This is a genomic window from Streptomyces sp. NPDC050549, from assembly GCF_040655035.1.
Taxonomy (GTDB): Bacteria; Actinomycetota; Actinomycetes; order Streptomycetales; family Streptomycetaceae; genus Streptomyces.
Genome location: NZ_JBFAJD010000024.1, coordinates 65,492 through 83,682 on the forward strand (window position 1 = coordinate 65,492; position 18,191 = coordinate 83,682).

Below are 18,191 nucleotides of genomic sequence, written 5' to 3' on the forward strand. Positions count from 1 at the left end.
CTCGTGTGCGGATGTCACGCTTCGGCCCCCGACTCCCTCTTGAGTACGGACACTCACGGGAGGCGCACATGACCACCACCGCACAGCAGCTGATCGAGCTCTCCGCAGGACCCATGGCGTACGAGGACACGGGCGGTGACGGTCCGGTCCTGGTGCTGCTGCACGGCCTGTTGATGGACGCCTCGCTCTGGGACGCGCCGATCGCCGAACTGGCCCCCGATCACCGGTGCGTGGCCCCGACCCTCCCACTGGGCGCCCACCGCCATCCGGTGCGCCCGGACGCCGATCTGTCGCTGCCCGGGGTGGCCCGGCTGGTCGCCGAGTTCATGGACCGGCTGGATCTGCGGGACGTCACGCTGGTCGGGAACGACACGGGCGGGGCGCTGGTGCAGTTGCTGATGGCGGAGGGGAACGCGCGGGTGGCGCGGGTGGTGCTCGTGTCCTGCGAGGCGTTCGACAATTTCCCGCCGGGCCTGACGGGCCGGACGCTCGTGCTCGCGGGACGTCTGTCGCCGTGGCTGTTCGGGCAGTTCATGCGGCAGATGCGGGTACGGGCGCTGCGCCGTATGCCGTTCGCGTTCGGGTGGCTGACGAAACGGGGCGACGCGGTCACCGCGCGCTGGACGGAACCGGTCCGGCGGCAGCCGGAGATCCGCCGTGATGCCGTACGGGTCCTGCGCGCAGCGGCACGGAACACCCGCGGGCTCCTGGCCGAAACGGCCCTGCGGCTGCGGCAGTTCGACCGTCCCACGCTGGTGGTGTGGGCGAGTGAGGACCGGGTGATGCCGCCGGAGCACGGGCGCCGGCTGGCCGAACTCCTGCCGCGGGGACGGCTGGTGGAGGTGGCCGACGGCTACACGCTGCTCCCGCTGGACCGGCCGGCCGAACTCGCCCGGCTCATCGCGGAGTTCGCGGACCCGGTCGCACCACCCGCACCGGCCTGATCTGGTGCCGGCGGCGCGGCTTGGGGGCGTCGAGCATGCTGACGCCGTTGTAGTTCCGGCCGTGCACGTAGAACGTGGGCGCGGCGACGAAGGTGACGAAGACGGCGATCACGCTGACCGAGAAGAGGGCCGGCAGCGACTGCCCCTCGGGGAGGGTCTTGCCGCCCTCGTGGAAGGCGTAGGCGAGGGCGGCGAAGAAGACGACCGCACAGACCACCCCGATGATCCGCAGGACGGTCGCGAAGGTGCGGGTGAAGGCATGGTCGCGGACCTCGGCCAGCAGGGACGCCGAGCACTCGGTGCAGGTCAGCTCCACCGTGTGCTTGCCCGACGGGGGCCGTTTGACCACGTAGTGGGCGTCGGTCCAGGTGATCGTGCGCGTCCTCGGTGTGAGGAAGCCGCCCGCGACCTTGTCGCTGAGTATGTGCCGGACTGCGACCTCCGCGGTCCCCGCTGTGTTCATGGTTCCTCCGACACGCACCCTGACGATCATCATGAAGCTCGCACAGTGTGACCTGTGGGAACCGGCCGCTCAATGGTCCTGGCGATTTCTTTTCCTTCGCCTACAACTTCTCAACTCAGGCACGGCCTGCGGGACTTGTCCGGTCGCACCTCTTGACGGCTTTGGTGCAGACCTTTAGGTTCACCAGCCAGCAGACCTCCGATGAGTGTATTTCGTGCTCACATATGTGAACGCGAGCGTTCACCTCTCACCGCCTTCACGCCGGCGGCGTCCACCCCCCACCCCAGGACGAAAGGCCCCCTCGTCATGCAACGCCTCGCCCTGCGCTGCGCCCTCGCGCTGTCCCTCGGCCTCACCGCCGTCGGCACCCTCGGAGCACCCTCCGCCTCGGCCGCGACCGGCACCATCACCGGCCTGGCCGGCAAGTGTCTCGACGTCGCCGGCGCGAGCTCCGCCGACGGCACGGCCGTACAGATCTACGACTGCAACGGCACCGCCGCCCAGCAGTGGACGGTCGGCTCCGACGGCACCATCAGAGCCCTCGGCAAGTGCCTCGACGTGACCGGCAATTCGACGGCCGACGGCGCCCAGCTCCAGCTGTGGACCTGCGCCGGCAGCGCCAACCAGCAGTGGACGGTCACCGCCGCGCGCGACATCGTGAACCCGGCCGCGAACAAGTGCCTGGACGTCACCGGGAGTTCGTCGGCGAACGGCACCCGCACCCAGATCTGGACCTGCTCCGGCGCCGCCAACCAGAAGTGGACGGCACCGGCCGCCGGCGGCACGACCCCGCCGACGACGGCGCCGATGGCCGTGGCTCCGTACCTCTACAACGGCTGGGGCAACCCGCCCAGCCCCACGACTGTCATGAACGCGACCGGCGTGAAGTGGTTCACGCTCGCGTTCGTCCTGAGCAACGGCTACTGCAACCCGCAGTGGGACGGCGGACGGGCGCTGACCGGCGGGGTCGACCAGCAGACCATCAACACCGTGCGGGCAAACGGCGGCGATGTCGTCCCGTCCTTCGGCGGCTACAGCGGCAACAAGCTGGAGAGCTCCTGCTCCAGCGCGGGCGAACTGGCGGCGGCGTACCAGAAGGTCATCAGCGCCTACTCGCTGAAGGCCATCGACATCGACATCGAGGCCGACGCGTACAGCAACGCCACGGTCCAGCAGCGCACGGTAGACGCGCTCAAGACCGTCAAGGCCAACAACCCGGGCATAAAGGTGTACGTCACCATCGGCACCGGGCAGAGCGGCCCCGACACCAGCCTCATCAGCCGGGCCGCCTCGTCCGGGCTGACCGTGGACGCCTGGACCATCATGCCGTTCGACTTCGGCGGCGCGGGCCAGAACATGGGCACGCTCACCCAGCGGGCGGCCGAGGGTCTGAAGACCGCGCTGAAGAACGCGTACGGCTACAGCGACGACGCAGCCTACCGGGACATGGGCATCTCGTCGATGAACGGCATCACCGACAACAACGAGACCGTCACCACCGCCGACTTCCAGACCATCCTCGGCTACGCGCAGGCGCACCACCTGGCGCGGCTGACGTTCTGGTCGGCCAACCGTGACCGGCCCTGCCCCGGCGCCTACCCGAACGACGACACCTGCTCGGGCGTGAGCCAGAGCAACTGGCAGTTCACCAGCATCTTCGCCCAGTACACCGGCTGACGGACGCGCCCTCCGACCTTCCTCCCCAACCCCCCATCCCCACAGGAGAATCCGTGCTCAGACGGAACAGACTGTCCGGCCGCCACGCGATACCGAGAGCGCTCACGGCGGTCGCGCTCGTGGCCACGACCGCGACCGGCATCGAGTTCGCCGCGCAGGGCTCGGCGAGCGCCGCGAACTCGGCCGCCGCTGCGATACCCACCGGCTACACCACCGTGGTCAACAAGGGCAGCGGCAAGTGCGTCGACGCCCGCTCGGCCGCGAGCGCCGACGGCACCGCCGTCCAGCAGTACACCTGCAACGGAAGCACCGCGCAGAACTGGCAGTTGGTCGCGACCGACAGCGGCTACTACCGCGTCAACAGCAACCTGAACGGCGCCGAGGCCTGGGACGTCACCAACGTCTCGACCGCCGACTCCGCGCCGATCCAGCTGTGGACGTACTCCGGCGGCAACAACCAGCAGTGGCTGCCGGTCGCCGAGTCCGACGGCTCCTACCACTTCGTCAACCGCAACAGCGGCAAGTGCCTCGACGTGCCGAGCGCGTCGACCGCCGACAGCGTGCAGTTGGCGCAGTACACCTGCAACGGCACGGCCGCGCAGTCGTTCACGCTGAGCGGCGGTGGTACGACGAACCCGCCCGGCACCCCGGACTTCGGCCCCAACGTGACGGTGTTCGACCCGTCGATGTCGGCGTCCAGCATCCAGTCCAAACTGGACTCGGTCTTCGCCCAGCAGGAGACCAACCAGTTCGGCTCGGCCCGTCAGGCCCTGCTGTTCAAGCCCGGGACGTACAGCGCCAACGCCGATGTCGGCTTCTACACGCAGGTCGCGGGCCTGGGCTTCTCGCCCGACGACGTGACGATCAACGGCGCCGTGCACGCGGAGGCCGACTGGTTCCAGGGCAACGCGACGCAGAACTTCTGGCGCGACGCCGAGAACCTGTCGGTCAACCCCACCGGCGGCACCGACCGTTGGGCCGTCTCGCAGGCCGCGCCGTACCGGCGTATGCATGTGCGCGGCAACCTGGCGCTGGACGACGGCGGTTGGTCCAGCGGCGGCTTCATCTCCGACACCAAGGTCGACGGCCAGATCCGGTCCGGGACCCAGCAGCAGTTCCTCACCAGGAACTCCACGATGGGCAGTTGGTCCGGCTCCAACTGGAACATGGTCTTCGTCGGCGACCAGGGCGCACCCGCCCAGTCCTTCCCGACGTACACGAACGTCGCCGGCTCCCCGACGATCCGCGAGAAGCCCTTCCTCTACGTCGACAGCGCGGGCGCCTACCAGGTCTTCGTGCCCGGGCTGCAGTCCAACGCCGTCGGCACGACGTGGAGCGGGAAGACCCCTGCGGGCAAGTCCCTGCCGATCGACCAGTTCTACATCGTCAAGCCCGGCGCCACCGCGGCCGACATGAACACCGCGCTGGCCGCCGGCAAGAACCTTCTCGTCACCCCGGGCGTCTACCACCTCAACCAGACGATCAACATCACGCGTCCCGACACGGTCGTCCTGGGCATGGGCCTGGCCACCTTCGTGCCGGACGGCGGGATCACCGCGATCTCCACGGCCGACGTGGACGGCATCGAGCTCGCGGGTCTGCTGATCGACGCGGGCACCACCAACTCCGCGACACTGGTGCAGATCGGCCCGTCCGGTTCGACCGCCTCGCACGTCTCCGACCCGACGCAGTTGTCCGATGTCTTCGTCCGCATCGGTGGCGCCACCATTGGCAAGGCCACCAACTCCGTTGTAATCAACAGCGCCAACACGATCGTCGACCACACGTGGATCTGGCGGGCGGACCACGGCAACTCGGGCACGGTCGGCTGGACCACCAACACCGCGGACACTGGGCTGATCGTCAACGGCGCCAACGTGACGGCGTACGGCCTGTTCGTCGAACACTTCCAGAAGACCCAGGTCCTCTGGAACGGCAACGGCGGCCGGACGTACTTCTTCCAGAACGAGATGCCCTACGACCCGCCGAACCAGGCCTCCTGGATGAACGGCAGCGGCAGGGGATACCCCGCCTACAAGGTCGCCGCCAACGTAACCACCCACGAAGCGTGGGGACTTGGCAGCTACTGCTACTTCAGTAGCAACTCCGGCGTGGTCGCCGACCACGCCTTCGAGGTGCCGAGCGTGTCCGGGGTCAAGTTCCACGACATGGTGACCGTCTCACTGGGCGGCGTCGGCACGATCAGCCACATCATCAACAGCACCGGCGGGCCGTCCAACTCCAGCACCAACGTCGCCTACCTCACCAACTACCCGTAGACCGCACGGAAAGGATCGATCAGCTGATGCAGACCATCAGATCCGGTTCCACTCGCGCTCTCCTGCGGGTCCTCCTCCTGCTGGCGACGCTGCTCGGGCTCGCGGCCGCACCGCCCGCCGCCCACGCGAGCACGGCGACGACCCCGTTCAAGATCCTCGCGCTCTACAGCGGGACCTACGACGCGGCGCACATCGACTTCGACAAGGAGGCGAACGTCTGGTTCCCGCAGCAGGCGGCGGCCAACGGCTACACCTACACGACCAGCACCGACTGGGACCTGCTCGCCAACGGCGGGGTCAACGCCTACCAGGTCGTCCTGTTCCTCGACGACCTGCCGCAGACCGCCGCCCAACGCAGCGGATTCGAGGCGTACATGAGGGGTGGCGGCGGCTTCATGGGCTTCCATGTCTCCGCCTTCACGACGGACGCGGCGAGCTGGTCCTGGTACCACAACACGTTCCTCGGCTCGGGGAACTTCGTGTCCAACACCTGGGGCCCGACCTCGGTGACCCTGAGGGTGGAGGACCACTCGATCCCGCCCACCGCGAGCCTGCCGGCCACGTTCACCTCGTCGGTCAGCGAGTGGTACAGCTGGTCCAACGACCTGCGGCAGAACCCGGACATCAAGATCCTGGCGTCGATCGACCCGAGCAGCTTCCCGGTCGGGACCGACCCCAACCAGTCCTGGTACAGCGGGTACTACCCGCTCATCTGGACCAACACGAAGTACAAGATGCTGTACGCGAACTTCGGTCACAACGCGATGAACTACACGACCAACACTCGGCTGTCGTCGACCTTCGCGAGCGCCACCCAGAACCAGTTCCTGCTGAACGGGCTCAAGTGGCTGGGCGGGGGCGACACTTCGACGCCGCCGACGGACACCCCGATCTCCGAGACCTCCTGGTACTCCGTGCAGAACGGCGGCAACGGCACCTGCGTCGACGCCCGTTCGGCGGCCACGGCCAACGGGACGGCGATCCAGCAGTACGCCTGCAACGGCACGACGGCGCAGCAGTACCAGTTCCGCTCCACCGACAGCGGATACATGGAGATCACCGCGCGCGGCAACCCGGCGCAGGTCATCGACGTGACCGACCGCTCGACGGCGGACAACGCGCCGTTGCAGCTGTGGGCCTACTCCGGTGGCACGAACCAGCAGTGGCAGCCGGTGCGTGAGACGAGCGGGCGCTACCACTTCGTCGCCCGGCACAGCGGCAAGTGCCTGACGGCCGCCACCGCGGCGACCAACAGTGTCCAGCTCACCCAGCGGACCTGCGACGGCTCGACCGCGCAGTCCTTCCAACTCGCCGTGCAGTCCTGAGCCACCGCACGGCACAGCAAGGGTGCCTCCCACCGCACGGACGCGGTGGAGGCACCCTTGTTTTCACCGCTAACAGCACACTGTTGTCAGCGATACGCATCGATGTTATCGTCGATTACATGAACATGAGATCGCTGATTATCGAGGCGGCGGCGGAGCTGATCGCCCAGTCGCCGAGCGGCGATGTGTCGACGCGCGCGGTGTGCGAAGCGGCGGGTGTGCAACAGCCGGTCCTCTACCGGCTTTTCGGCGACAAGGACGGGCTGCTGGCGGCGACGGTCGACCACGTGTGGGACCAGTACCTGGAGACCAAGCGCGCGGCCGAGAAGTCGGCGGACCCGCTACGGGACCTGCTGGCCGGCTGGGACAGCCATGTGGCGTTCGCGCTGGCGCATCCCAACGCCTACAAGCTGATGTTCGCCCCCGCCCTGCGCACCACACCCGAGGCGGCGCGGGAGGCCCTGCGCATCCTCCGCGAGGTACTGGACCGGCTCGCCGCGCAGGGCAGGATGCGGATCGCGCCCGAGATCGCCGCGCAGATGGTGATGACGGCGACGACCGGTGTAGCACTGGGCCTGATCACACGCCCCGAGCTCTATCCGGACACGGATCTGTCGACGTCGGTCCGCGACGCGATGGTCCAGGCGATCCTGCTGGACACCCCGTCGGACCCGACGGCCCACGACGCCCGCACGGCAGCGGCCACCACGCTCCTCGCGTCACTGGACGACCTCACCCCCGAACCCTTCACCCCCGCCGAGTCGGCCCTGCTGGGGCAGTGGCTCACGCAGATCCCCCGCTCAGGGAAGGACACCCACCATGCCTGACATCGAGACCACCACCACCCGCGTCGCCCTGGTCACCGGCGGTTCCGGCGGCATCGGCCGCGCGGTCGCCGAGCGACTGGCCAGGGACGGCATCGCGGTCGGCGTGCACTACGCCGGCAACAAGGCCAAGGCCGACGAGACGGTCGCGACGATCGTCGCGGCCGGCGGCAGGGCGATCCCGGTCGGCGGTGACGTCGCCGACGAGGACGCGATGTCCGCCGCGTTCGACGCGGTCGAGGCGGAGTTCGGCGGCATCGACGTGGTGGTGAACACCGCCGGGATCATGGTCCTCTCCCCCGTCGCCACCATGAACCTCGACGACCTGGACCGCATGCACCGAACCAACATCCGCGGCACGTTCGTCGTCTCCCAGCAGGCGGCCCGACGGGTGCGCGGCGGCGGCGCGGTCATCAACTTCTCCACCACCGTCACCCGCACCAAGTTCCCGACGTACGGCGCCTACGTTGCGAGCAAGGCCGCGGTCGAGGCCATGACCCTGGTCCTGGCCCGCGAGCTGCGCGGCAAGGACATCACCGTCAACGCCGTGGCCCCCGGCCCCACCGCCACCTCCCTCTTCCTCGACGGCAAGGACGAGACCACGATCGAGAACCTCGCCAAGGCCGCCCCATTGGAACGCCTTGGCACCCCGGAGGACATCGCCGAGTCCGTCGCGTTCCTGGCCGGCCCAGCCCGCTGGATCAACGGCCAAGTACTTTTCGCGAACGGCGGGTTGGCGTGAACAGGGGAAGAATCCAGAGATGACCTACGTCCTACGGGCAGTGATTGCCGCAGACGAACTGCTCCGTGCCGCCGCGCGGAGCGTGCCCGGCGCCCGAGTGGCGTCTCTGGCCCAGGGTCTGTCGCTGTTGCCGATGACAGAAGAGGTCTTCGACGCGGTCACGGACGGAAGCGCGACCAGGGCCCCGGGGTTCTGGCGGCTGCCCGAAGGCTTCGAGAGGAAGCTCGCCGAGTGGTCCGCGGCAGGGCCGGTCGCCTACGTGGAGGCCGAGTACTTCGGCGGGGTCGGCGAGCAACGGGCTGTCGTCTGGGCCGACGGGGCAATCGCGTTGGGGCCGCTGGACGACCCGGCCGTGCGGCTCAGCGCGATCTCGCAGGCTCTCCGGCGGCTGGGTGCCACGAGCGGTCCGGCCCGTGACGAGTTCGCCGCCGTGGGCCTGCACCGCCATCGGTACAACGAAGGCTGGATCTCCACTTCCCCGTGACAGCCCGGCCACCCCGACTACCCGACGGCGTCGGCCACTTCGCGCCGGAACGACTCCCCGTCCCCGAACAGCTCCTCGGACACGGCCCGTACGGCGTTCACGACCAGCGGTGCGACCAGTTCCAGCGGTGCGTGCCCGTCGCCGACGACCGAGACCGCGCCGACCGGACCGTCGGGGCCGCGCAGGGCAAGGCCGACGCAGCCGAGGTCGGGGAAGCACTCGCCCCGGTCGATCGCAAGACCGTTGCGTCGGCGTACGGTGCTCAACTCCCGGTGGAGAAGGTCGAGTCGGCCGATGCTGTGGGAGGTGCGGCACTCCATCGACTGCTGGTAGCGGGCGTCGATCTCCTCCGGGCCGAGCCACGCGAGCATCGCCTTGCCGAGCCCGGTGCAATGGGCGACCGCCCGCCCGCCGACCCGCGAGGGGATGTCGACCGCGGCCCGGCCGCCGACCTTGTCGAGGTAGTAGATCTCCGGGCCGTCGAGCACGGCGAGATGGACGACCATCTTCGTACGGACGGCCAGGTCGAGGAGTTGGGGCGCCGCCACCGCGCGCAGCGTGCTGTGCCCGATCTCCCGCCCGCCGAGACCGAGCGCGCGCGGTCCCAGCGCGTACCCGGCGACCGTGTGCTGCAGCCAGTCCAGGCGCACCAGCTGGTCGAGGATCCGGTGGGTGGTCGAGCGCGGCAACTGGGTCCGGCGGGAGACCACTTCGAGGGTGAGGTGTGTCTGGGGCCGCTCGAAGAGGTCCATGATCAACGTCACGCGCCCCATCATCGACGGTGGCAGCGCATGCCGGTCGGCCTCGTATCGCGGCTCCAGTCGAAGGGCAGACGTCATCGGCAATGCCTCTCTGCTCAAACTGAAATCAATTCTAGTTCGGCGCCTTCGTCAACGTATCAACGGCGTCGGACGCGGGCCAAGAGGCGTGCACGAGTTTATTGGTACGCCCGGTCTAATCAACGCGCGGAAGCGCCGCCCCCGGCCTGTGGACCGGGAAGCGGCGCTACCGGAGCGCGCGGTCAGCAGCCGCGCGTGAGGTCGAGCGCGATGTCCACGATCATGTCCTCCTGACCACCGACCAGCCCCCGCCTGCCGACCTCCTGGAGGATGGTCCGCGCGTCGAGGCCGTACTGTCCGGCCGCCGTCTCCGCGTGCCGCAGGAAGCTGGAGTAGGCGCCCGCGTAGCCGAGGGTCAGGGTCTCCCGGTCGACGCGCACGGGGCGGTCCTGCAGCGGCCGTACCAGATCGTCGGCGGCGTCCTGGAGGGCGAACAGGTCGCAACCGTGCTCCCAGCCAAGGAGGTTGGCGACCGCTATGAACGGTTCGATCGGGCAGTTGCCGGCGCCCGCGCCCTGTCCGGCGAGGGACGCGTCGACCCGGGGCTGCAGCAGCCGTTCGCTCGGTACGGCGGGCAGCGCGCTGACGTCCATGTCGGCGAGGAGCACCCCGAAGTCGGGCCGGTCGACGCCGACCTGGCGCTGCACCGACTCGGAGGTCAGTCCGATCTTGCGGCCGACGACGCGTGCTCCGGCCGCGATCCGGTCGGCCACGACGCGCTGTTGGACGGCGTAGGCAAGGCCGATGTCGGTGGCGCCGAGCAAGTCCCGTACGGGAGCGCACGGTTGGCGGTCACGGGCCGCGCGCGTCAGTCGTACGACCGCCTCGGCCACCGCTGCCTCACGGTCCGCCACGGCCCTCGGTTCCCAAACGTCTGTCATTCGCATCCTCAACTCGTGATGGTCTCCAGCCTGGCCATCCGTGCCCCTTCACGGGCCCGCGCGTTCCGCTCACCGGGACTCGATCCGGGAGTGGACACACGGTCTCGCTGAGCGAGATGACCGATCGGAGCCGGGGAGTTGGCTAGATACCGTCGCCCGCACATCACTTGAGGTTGTGGCGTTGAGCCGCGCTCGGCCGTCGAGAACGTCAGCACACCTGAGGAGGTCGTTTTGGCCAGCAACGAGGACGTCTACGACGTGATCGTGGTCGGGTCGGGCGGAGGTCTGGTCGGTGCCTGTGCCGCCGCCTCGCGCGGCTTGCGCACCCTTGTCATCGAGAAGACCGACCGGGTCGGCGGGGCCACCGCCTACTCCGGTTCCGGCCTGTGGTACCCCGGCTCGGCGCCCATGCGGCGGGCCGGGCTCGACGACAGCATCGAGGACGCGCGGACGTATCTGCGCGAGACCGTCGACGACGAGTCGCGTGAGCCGCTCCAGGAGGCCTATCTGTGGGCCGGCGTACAGCTGATCGACGAGCTGGAGCAGAACCCGTGGTTCCAGTCGTTCGAGCACCTCCCGGTGCCGGACTACTATCCGTCGGTCGCCGGCGCGTCCCCCACCGGGCACACCGTCTTCCCGCCGCGGGTCACCGTCGCCGAACTCGGCGAACACGCCCGGCTGATCCGCGCCTGCCTGCCCACCCAGCGCTGGGGCCACGACGAGGGCCCGGTCCTGAGCGGGGGCCGCGCGCTGATCGGCAGGACGCTGGCGGCGTTCCCGGAGACGGGCCACGGCACGCTCCGTCTCGACACCGCGTTGGAGAGCCTGGTCGTCGAGGACGGCCGGGTCGTCGGCGTGCAGGCGGTGTGCGACGGCGAACGGATCACGTTCCGCGCCACGGGCGGCGTGATCCTCGCGGCCGGAGGCTTCGAGCGCAACCGCGAGCTGCGCGAGAAGTACCAGCCGGTTCCGGAGCGCGGCAGCGAGTGGACCCACGGCGCCCCGGGCAACACGGGCGACGCGCTCCAGGCCGGCATCGCGGTCGGCGCCGCCACGGATCTGCTCGACGCGGCCTGGTTCACGCCCGGGCTCGTGTGGCCGAACGGCCTGCCGCTCTTCCACACGGGCACCCGTGGCGGAATCTGGGTCAACGCCGCCGGTGAACGCTTCGTCAACGAGACCCGCCCCTACGACCAGGCAGGCCGCGAGATAGTCCGCCTGCACGCCACTTCGGGTGTCTCGCACATCCCCGCCCACTGGATCATCGACCAGCGCCAGCTCGACCGGGGCAGCTTCGGCGGCCCGTACGACGAGCCGGTCCGCCCCGAGTGGTTCGAGTCGGGCGCGCTCAAGAAGGCCGACACGCTCGAGGAGTTGGCCCAGCTGATCGACGTACCCCTTGAGGCCCTGCGCAAGACCGTCGAGGAGTACAACGGCTACGCGCACACCGGGGTCGACGAGAAGTTCCACCGTGGCGAGACTCCCTGGGACCAGATGGCACAGTACGTCCTGGGCTTCCCCGCCCTGCCCCGACTCAACTACCCGGCACCGCCGCCCACCACCGACTGGCCCAACCCGCTGCTGCCCCCGCTCGACACCCCGCCGTACTACGTAGCGACCATCCTCCCCGCCGACATCGGCACCAAGGGCGGTCTGAGGATCGACGAGCACGCGCGCGTGCTGCGCCCGGACGGCGGCCCGATCGAGGGGCTCTACGCGGCCGGCAACACCGCCGCCGCGATGACGGGCCGGGTGTACCCGGGGGCGGGTGCCCCCATCGGTTCGAGTGTCGCGTTCTCGTATCTGGCCGTGCTCGACATCGCGGACGCCAAGAGCTGACACAACGTCAAGTGCCCGGAACGCCAAGGGTGTTCCGGGCACCGTCATGAAGTCCTACGGCGTGAGCAGCAGCCGTGCGGCCAGGCGCATGTTGGTCTCCGCCTCCTCGGTGGTGAGCTCCTCGGTGAGCATGGCCACGAACAGGCCCCACCAGCCGTAGATGAGCAGGCGTGCCCGGCTGCGGTCGGTCGCCGAGGCCTCGCGGACGCCGCCGAGGTGGCGCAGGATGGCCTGGCCCAGGGGGCTGTCGACGAGGTCCTCGCGGGCCGGGACGATACTCGTGTACTCGGTGAACGACGACAGGGCCACCGCCGAGGCGAGCAGGGGGCTGTCCAGCAGCTTCACGCTGAGCGAGATGAGGAGTTCAGCGATCTCGCCGGCGGGATCCGTGCCCTCGGCGGCGACGGCCCTGTTCCCGTGACCGCCGACGAACTGCTCGATGTGCCACTCCAGAACCGCCATGAACAGATACGGCTTGGACGGGAAGTAGCGGTACAGGGTGGCGATGGCGACGCCGGCCTCCTTGGCCACGTCGTGCATCTGGACGCTGGCCAGCCCCTCGCGGGCGCCGAGTTCGGAGGCGGCGCGGAGGATGCGGACCCGGCGGGCGGCCTGGCCGCTCGACATCGGGGCCGCCGGTTGCCGTCCCTCAGCGGGTCTCGCCACGTCGTCCCCCCGGTCGTTGGGTGCTCCCGCCGACGCTCAGGACGCCTCGGGGCGGGTCAGGAAGGCCAGGACCGCGCTCTCCCAGGCCTCCTTCTGCTCGATCATGGCCCAGTGTCCGCAGTCGGGCAGTACATGCAGTTCCGCTTTGGGAATCGTACGCATCGGGATCAGGGCGCTCTCCAGCGGTGTGACCCGGTCGTCGCGGCCCCAGGTCAGCAGCGTGGGCGCGGTGATCTTGTGCAGGGCGGCCCAGATGGGCTGGTCGGAGTGGGCCTGGGCGGCCTGCATGGCGGCCATGGCCTGCCGGCCGTAGATCCGCCGGGAGGCCTCGAGGGTCGCGGGCTCGGTGGCGCTCGCCCAGCGCTCCTCGATGAGTTCCTCGGTGAGGAGGGACGGGTCGTGCACCATCGACCGCAGCCATTGGAGCAGGTTCTCGCGGGTCGGGTTCTCGGCGAACTCGACGAGCAGGTTGAGGCCTTCGCTGGGGCCGGGCGAGAGGATGTTGCGGCCGACGCCGCCGATGGTGACGACCCGGCGGAACAGGTCCTTGTGCGCGACGGCGACTCCGGCGGCGACGAAGCCGCCCATGGAGTTCCCGATGACGTCGACGCGGTCGAGGCCGAGGCCGTCGAGGAAGCGCAGGACGGCCTTCGGGGCCGCCGTCATCGGGTTCTCGTCGGTGGGGTCGCTCACCCCGAACCCGGGGAATTCCAGGGCGAGACAACGGAAGTGCTTCGCGAACAGGGGCAGGTTTCCCCGGTGGTTGCGCCAGCCGGTCACGCCCGGACCGGAGCCGTGCAGCAGGAGCAGGGGCGGCCCGTCGCCCGCCTCGTGGTAGCGCAACGTGCCCTCGTCGGTGCGCAGTTCGCGCAGGGTGTCCTCAGCGGTGGGTGTCATGACGGTGCGTGGCCTCCGGTCGCGGGGTGACGGGCGACAGTCACCGTGCCACCGCGTCCGAGCCGGGTGTCGCACTTCTCCCGATCAGTGGGACGTCCACGGCTCCTGGTTAGCCCGCCTGATTAGCGTCGGACCGCAAGGACCTGACGACGGTGATGGGAGAGCCCTGATGGGTGTGCGCTCACTCGGGTATGTACGGCTGGAATCCAGTGACATCGAGAAATGGAAGGTGTTCGGGGCGGATTTCCTCGGCCTGATGCCTGTTGCGGGCGGCGACCCGGAATCCCTGTACTACCGGATGGACGACTATCCGGCCCGCATCGTGGTCTCCCCCGGTTCGCAGAGCGGGATGACCGCCCTGGGCTTCGAGGTCATCGACGAGCGGGAGTTGGCCCGGCTGGTCGCCGACGTCGAGAAGACCGGCATCAAGGTGACCGCCGGCACCGAGGACGAGGCCGCGGAACGCAGGGTCACCGGCTTCGTCAAGTTCAACGACCCGGGCGGCAACCCGGTCGAGTTGTTCTACGGCGCGATCCTCGACCACGTTCCGGTGCACACGCCCCTGGTCTCGGGCTTCCTGACCGGTGACATGGGCTTCGGGCACGCGATCGTCTCCGCCGAGGACGCGCGGGGCACCCTCGACTTCTACGTCAACACCCTCGGCTTCATCGAGCGCAACACGATGCGCTCGCCGGGCGGCACGACCTGGTTCATGGGCTGCAACCCCCGCCACCACACCCTGGGCGTCACCCCGGCGCCGGGCCCCGGGCGGCTGCTGCACTTCATGGTCGAGGGCAGGACGCTGGACGACGTGGGCCGCGCCCTGGACCGTGCCGCGAAGCTCGACGTCCCGATGATGCACTCGCTCGGCAAGCACACGAACGACCACATGGTGTCGTTCTACGTGTGGTCGCCGGAGAACTACGCCGTCGAGTTCGGCTGGAACGGCCTCAAGGTGCCGGAGCCGGTGCCCGTCTACGAGATCACCGACGGCGCGTTCCGGGGCCACCACTTCACCCCGCCGCCGCAGCCCGCCGGCTGACCCGAGCAAGCAGCAGAACAGCCCCACGGTCCTCGGCCGTGGGGCTGTTCTGTGTCGGTGCCTGTGTCACATCCTCCTTCCACAGGTCCTGACGTCATACGGCCGGCCTGTCCCGCGGCCACGCCGAGCCGTCCCGCGAAACCGTCACGCCGCTGCGGATCCCGGCAGGTCAGTGCCCGTGTCGTCCCACCGTCCCACCAGATCCCGACGCGTTGTGGACACGGGCCGGACCGGGACCCAAAGATCACCGCAGCGCTGCTTCCAACTCCCCAAGCGGCTCCCGCGTTGCTCACCGCAACCAGACGTCAGGAACGGGAACGTGTCATGAACCTGTTTGACAACAACCAGCAATTGTCCCGGCGCAGGATGCTGACCCTCGTCGGCGGCGCCGCGGTGGCCACCGCGACCGGCATCGGATTCGCCCGGTCGGCATCCGCGGCGACCGCGGCGACCGCGGCGACCGGCTACGGGATCGACTACTCCGACGCGTCGCTCACCGCCGGTTCGGTCGCCGCGGCGGGCTACGGCTTCGTGTGCCGCTACCTCAGCTGGCTGCCGAACCCGAAGGTCCTCACCCTGTCCGAGGCCCAGGCCCTGACGGCCGCGGATCTGGGCATCGTCTCCAACTGGGAGTCCGACGGGCTGCAGGACTGGCAGAGCGGGGTCCCCTCCGACCCGTACTCCCAGGGGGCCGGGCACGCCACCGAGGCGCAGCGGCAGGCGCTGGCCAACGGGATGCCGTCGTCGCGGCCGATCTACTTCAGCGTCGACTTCGATCTTCAGCCCTCGATGTACTCCGCGCTCAACTCCTACTACGACGGCGTCGCCTCGGTGATCGGCCGGTCCCGGACCGGTGCGTACGGCGGATACCACGTGATCAAGGAACTCTTCGACAACGGGAAAATAGCCTGGGGCTGGCAGACGTACGCGTGGTCCAGCGGGAACTGGGACAGTCGCGCGCAGTTGCGGCAGGTCCAGAACGGCATCTCGGTCGCCGGGCACGACGCGGACCTCGACCAGGCGATGGCCGCCGACTTCGGGCAGTGGGGCGGCACGGGCGGCGGCGGTACCGGGGTCATCCTGCCGTCCTGGCCGAACATCACCGACGGCATGACGGGGCCCAGCGTGCAGGCGGCGCAGTATCTGCTGCGCCACCACGGCGCCTCGATCACCGCCGATGGCCAGTTCGGGGCGGGCACCCTCGCCGCGACCAAGACCTTCCAGTCCGCACACGGTCTCGGCGTCGACGGCCAGATAGGCCCGCAGACCTGGTCGGCACTGGTCGTCCAGGTCCAGAACGGCTCCACCGGCGACGCCGTCCGGGCCGCCCAGGTGGAGCTCAACCGGTTCGGCTACGGCCTCACTGTCGACGGCAGCTTCGGCTCCGGCACCGTCAGCGCCGCCCGGGCCTTCCAGTCCGCACACGGCCTCGGCGTGGACGGCCAGGTGGGACCGCAGACCTGGCAGATGCTCGTGGGGACCGGGACCGGCGCCACGGGCGGTGGCACCGTCGTGCCGCCCTGGCCGAATGTCATCGACGGCGACACCGGCACCAACGTGCTGGCCGCGCAGTACCTGCTGCGCTACAACGGTGCCTCGATCACCGCCGACGGCCAGTTCGGACCCGCCACCCTCGCCGCGGCCAAGACCTTCCAGTCCGCACACGGTCTCGGCGTCGACGGCCAGATAGGCCCCAAGACCTGGTCCGCACTGGTCGTCCAGGTCCAGAACGGCTCCACCGGCGACGCCGTCCGCGCCGCCCAGGTGGAGCTCAACAAGTTCGGCTACGGCCTCACCGTCGACGGCAGCTTCGGCTCCGGCACCGTCAGCGCCGCCCGGGCCTTCCAGTCCGCACACGCCCTGGGCGTGGACGGCCAGGTGGGACCGCAGACCTGGCAGATGCTCGTCGGCAGCTGAGACCACCGAGCCCCTCCGGCGCGCGCCCGGGCGACACCACAGTCGAAGGTCCGCTGCCGACGCCGACGGTGTCTTCGGTGGAGCTGCGGGACGGCTGCCAATGCCGTCCCGCAGCGGCTGTCAGCGCTCGACCGTGACGGCCCGCTCCGGGGCGCTCGCGACCTCGGCGAGCGGGTGGACTCGGGAGACCAGCGGGCGCATGCCGTCCCGGACCATCGCGGCCAGGGCGTGGTCGGCTGCGGCCACGGCGTCCGGGGCGTACTGCCGCACCGTACGGATCTCCAAGCCCCGGACGACCAGGTCCTTGAGCAGCACCAGGTTCAGCGGGATCCGCGGGATCTTCCCGTCGGCGTACCCCACCGTGACGAACCGGCCGCCCCGACGCAGCGCGCGCAGGGCGGCCTCCGCGTGGTCGCCGCCGACCGGGTCGATCACCAGGTGGACGCCCTCGCCCCCGGTCAACTCCCTTGTGCAGAGCTTGAGATCCTCGCGGACGTAGTCGACGCCGGCCTCGGCTCCGAGCTTGCGCGCTACCGTCAGCCGCTCCTGGCTCGACGCGGCGGCGACCACCCGCATACCGAGCCGCGCCGCGATGTCGACCGCCGCCGAGCCCACCCCGCCGGCCGCGCCGAGCACCGCCACCCACTCCCCCGCGCCGCCCTGTCCGACGGTGACGAGGGAGTGGTAGGCCGTGGCGTACGTGACGTGGAACGCGGCGGCGTGCACCATGTCGAGGCCCTCGGGCACCTGGCGCAGGCTCGCGACGGGCACCACGACCTGTTCGGCGAACGCACCGGTGAGCGCTGCCCCGGCGACGGGCGAGCCGATCGGCGGGCCGGACACGCCCGGCCCCAACTCCGCGACCACACCCGCGAATTCACTGCCCGGAGTGAAGGGCAGTGGCGCGGGCACCTGGTAGCGGTTCGCCACGAGGAGCACGTCAGGGAAGTTCACCGCCGCCGCGTGCACCCTGACCAGCACCTCGCCCGGTCCGGGGCGGAGATCGTCGAGTTCGACGACCGAGAGGCCGCCGGGCGGCCCGTACTCCGTGCAGCGCGCGGCCCTCATGGCGTCCTTCCCGCAGTCGCAGTGGTCGGCATCGCCGGGTCGCGGGGCAGCCCCAGTACCTGCTCGGCGATCGTGTTGCGCTGGATCTCGGAGGTGCCCGCACCGATGGACGAGGCCCGCGTGCGCAGGAACCCCCATACCCAGCGCCCGCGTTGGACGGCATGCGGGTCGCGGCGGTCGAGGATGCCGTACGGTCCCAGCAGGTCGACCGCGAACTCGTGCAGCTCCTGCTCGAAGGTCACGATGGACAGCCGCGCCGTCGAAGAGGCGGGCCCCGGCTCGCCCCTGGCCATGAGCCCGAAGG

16 protein-coding genes and 1 pseudogene are annotated in these 18,191 nt (G+C 69.8%); 10 read left to right on the forward strand and 7 right to left on the reverse strand.

What is annotated here, in order from left to right:
• Nucleotides 1–68 precede the first annotated feature (68 nt).
• Nucleotides 69–944: an alpha/beta hydrolase gene (locus AB0I51_RS30180; RefSeq protein WP_362980492.1), complete on the forward strand. Its 876-nt coding sequence runs from the start codon at nt 69–71 to the stop codon at nt 942–944.
• Here AB0I51_RS30180 and AB0I51_RS30185 read toward each other — a convergent pair.
• Nucleotides 898–1,407, reverse strand: coding sequence for a hypothetical protein (locus AB0I51_RS30185; protein WP_362980494.1), 510 nt, complete (start codon nt 1,405–1,407; stop codon nt 898–900). The two genes, AB0I51_RS30180 and AB0I51_RS30185, sit on opposite strands and share 47 nt — an antisense overlap.
• A gap of 306 nt (nt 1,408–1,713) precedes the next feature.
• Here AB0I51_RS30185 and AB0I51_RS30190 point away from each other — a divergent pair, with 306 nt between their 5' ends.
• From AB0I51_RS30190 to AB0I51_RS30215, 6 genes are all read left to right on the forward strand, one after another.
• The gene (locus AB0I51_RS30190) at nt 1,714–3,084 is read left to right on the forward strand and encodes a lectin (protein WP_362980496.1); all 1,371 of its coding nucleotides are present in this window, start codon (nt 1,714–1,716) and stop codon (nt 3,082–3,084) included.
• Nucleotides 3,085–3,203: 119 nt separating this feature from the next.
• Entirely contained in the window at nt 3,204–5,363 is a 2,160-nt protein-coding gene (locus AB0I51_RS30195; protein ID WP_362980629.1) for an RICIN domain-containing protein, read from the forward strand.
• 26 nt (nt 5,364–5,389) lie between these two features.
• Nucleotides 5,390–6,688: a ThuA domain-containing protein gene (locus tag AB0I51_RS30200; RefSeq protein WP_362980498.1), complete on the forward strand. Its 1,299-nt coding sequence runs from the start codon at nt 5,390–5,392 to the stop codon at nt 6,686–6,688.
• A gap of 119 nt (nt 6,689–6,807) precedes the next feature.
• Nucleotides 6,808–7,515, forward strand: a complete 708-nt coding sequence (locus tag AB0I51_RS30205) for a TetR/AcrR family transcriptional regulator (protein WP_362980500.1) — start codon at nt 6,808–6,810, stop codon at nt 7,513–7,515.
• Nucleotides 7,508–8,254 (forward strand): SDR family oxidoreductase, encoded by a 747-nt coding sequence (locus tag AB0I51_RS30210; RefSeq protein ID WP_362980502.1) that lies wholly within the window; start codon nt 7,508–7,510, stop codon nt 8,252–8,254. Before AB0I51_RS30205 ends, AB0I51_RS30210 begins: the two co-directional genes overlap by 8 nt.
• 19 nt (nt 8,255–8,273) lie before the next feature.
• Nucleotides 8,274–8,738, forward strand: coding sequence for a hypothetical protein (locus tag AB0I51_RS30215; protein ID WP_362980504.1), 465 nt, complete (start codon nt 8,274–8,276; stop codon nt 8,736–8,738).
• 17 nt (nt 8,739–8,755) lie between these two features.
• Here the strand turns inward: AB0I51_RS30215 and AB0I51_RS30220 are convergent, their stop codons facing one another.
• Both AB0I51_RS30220 and AB0I51_RS30225 read right to left on the reverse strand, forming a co-directional pair.
• Nucleotides 8,756–9,514 carry an IclR family transcriptional regulator gene (locus AB0I51_RS30220; protein WP_362980631.1) on the reverse strand — a complete coding sequence of 253 codons (759 nt, stop codon included), beginning with the start codon at nt 9,512–9,514 and terminating at the stop codon, nt 8,756–8,758.
• Nucleotides 9,515–9,759: 245 nt separating this feature from the next.
• Nucleotides 9,760–10,458, reverse strand: a complete 699-nt coding sequence (locus tag AB0I51_RS30225; RefSeq protein ID WP_362980506.1) for a hypothetical protein — start codon at nt 10,456–10,458, stop codon at nt 9,760–9,762.
• Between the two features lie 231 nt (nt 10,459–10,689).
• On the opposite strand from AB0I51_RS30225, the gene AB0I51_RS30230 reads away from it, so the two are divergent.
• Nucleotides 10,690–12,297 carry an FAD-dependent oxidoreductase gene (locus AB0I51_RS30230; RefSeq protein WP_362980508.1) on the forward strand — a complete coding sequence of 536 codons (1,608 nt, stop codon included), beginning with the start codon at nt 10,690–10,692 and terminating at the stop codon, nt 12,295–12,297.
• A gap of 54 nt (nt 12,298–12,351) precedes the next feature.
• On the opposite strand, the gene AB0I51_RS30235 is transcribed toward AB0I51_RS30230, so the two are convergent.
• Nucleotides 12,352–12,963 carry a TetR/AcrR family transcriptional regulator gene (locus AB0I51_RS30235; RefSeq protein ID WP_362980510.1) on the reverse strand — a complete coding sequence of 204 codons (612 nt, stop codon included), beginning with the start codon at nt 12,961–12,963 and terminating at the stop codon, nt 12,352–12,354.
• Between the two features lie 36 nt (nt 12,964–12,999).
• Nucleotides 13,000–13,860: an alpha/beta fold hydrolase gene (locus AB0I51_RS30240; protein WP_362980512.1), complete on the reverse strand. Its 861-nt coding sequence runs from the start codon at nt 13,858–13,860 to the stop codon at nt 13,000–13,002.
• 169 nt (nt 13,861–14,029) lie between these two features.
• Here AB0I51_RS30240 and AB0I51_RS30245 point away from each other — a divergent pair, with 169 nt between their 5' ends.
• On the forward strand, nt 14,030–14,902 hold the full coding sequence (locus tag AB0I51_RS30245; RefSeq protein ID WP_362980514.1) for a VOC family protein: 873 nt from the start codon (nt 14,030–14,032) through the stop codon (nt 14,900–14,902).
• A 324-nt stretch (nt 14,903–15,226) separates the two neighbouring features.
• Complete coding sequence (locus tag AB0I51_RS30250; protein ID WP_362980516.1) at nt 15,227–16,819, forward strand: peptidoglycan-binding protein; 1,593 nt, start codon at nt 15,227–15,229, stop codon at nt 16,817–16,819.
• A 120-nt stretch (nt 16,820–16,939) separates the two neighbouring features.
• Here AB0I51_RS30250 and AB0I51_RS30255 read toward each other — a convergent pair whose 3' ends face one another.
• Entirely contained in the window at nt 16,940–17,887 is a 948-nt protein-coding gene (locus tag AB0I51_RS30255; RefSeq protein WP_362980518.1) for an NADPH:quinone oxidoreductase family protein, read from the reverse strand.
• A pseudogene (locus tag AB0I51_RS30260) lies at nt 17,884–18,183 on the reverse strand (acyl-CoA dehydrogenase family protein); the annotation flags it as partial. The gene AB0I51_RS30255 and the pseudogene AB0I51_RS30260, both read right to left, overlap by 4 nt.
• Nucleotides 18,184–18,191: the final 8 nt, after the last annotated feature.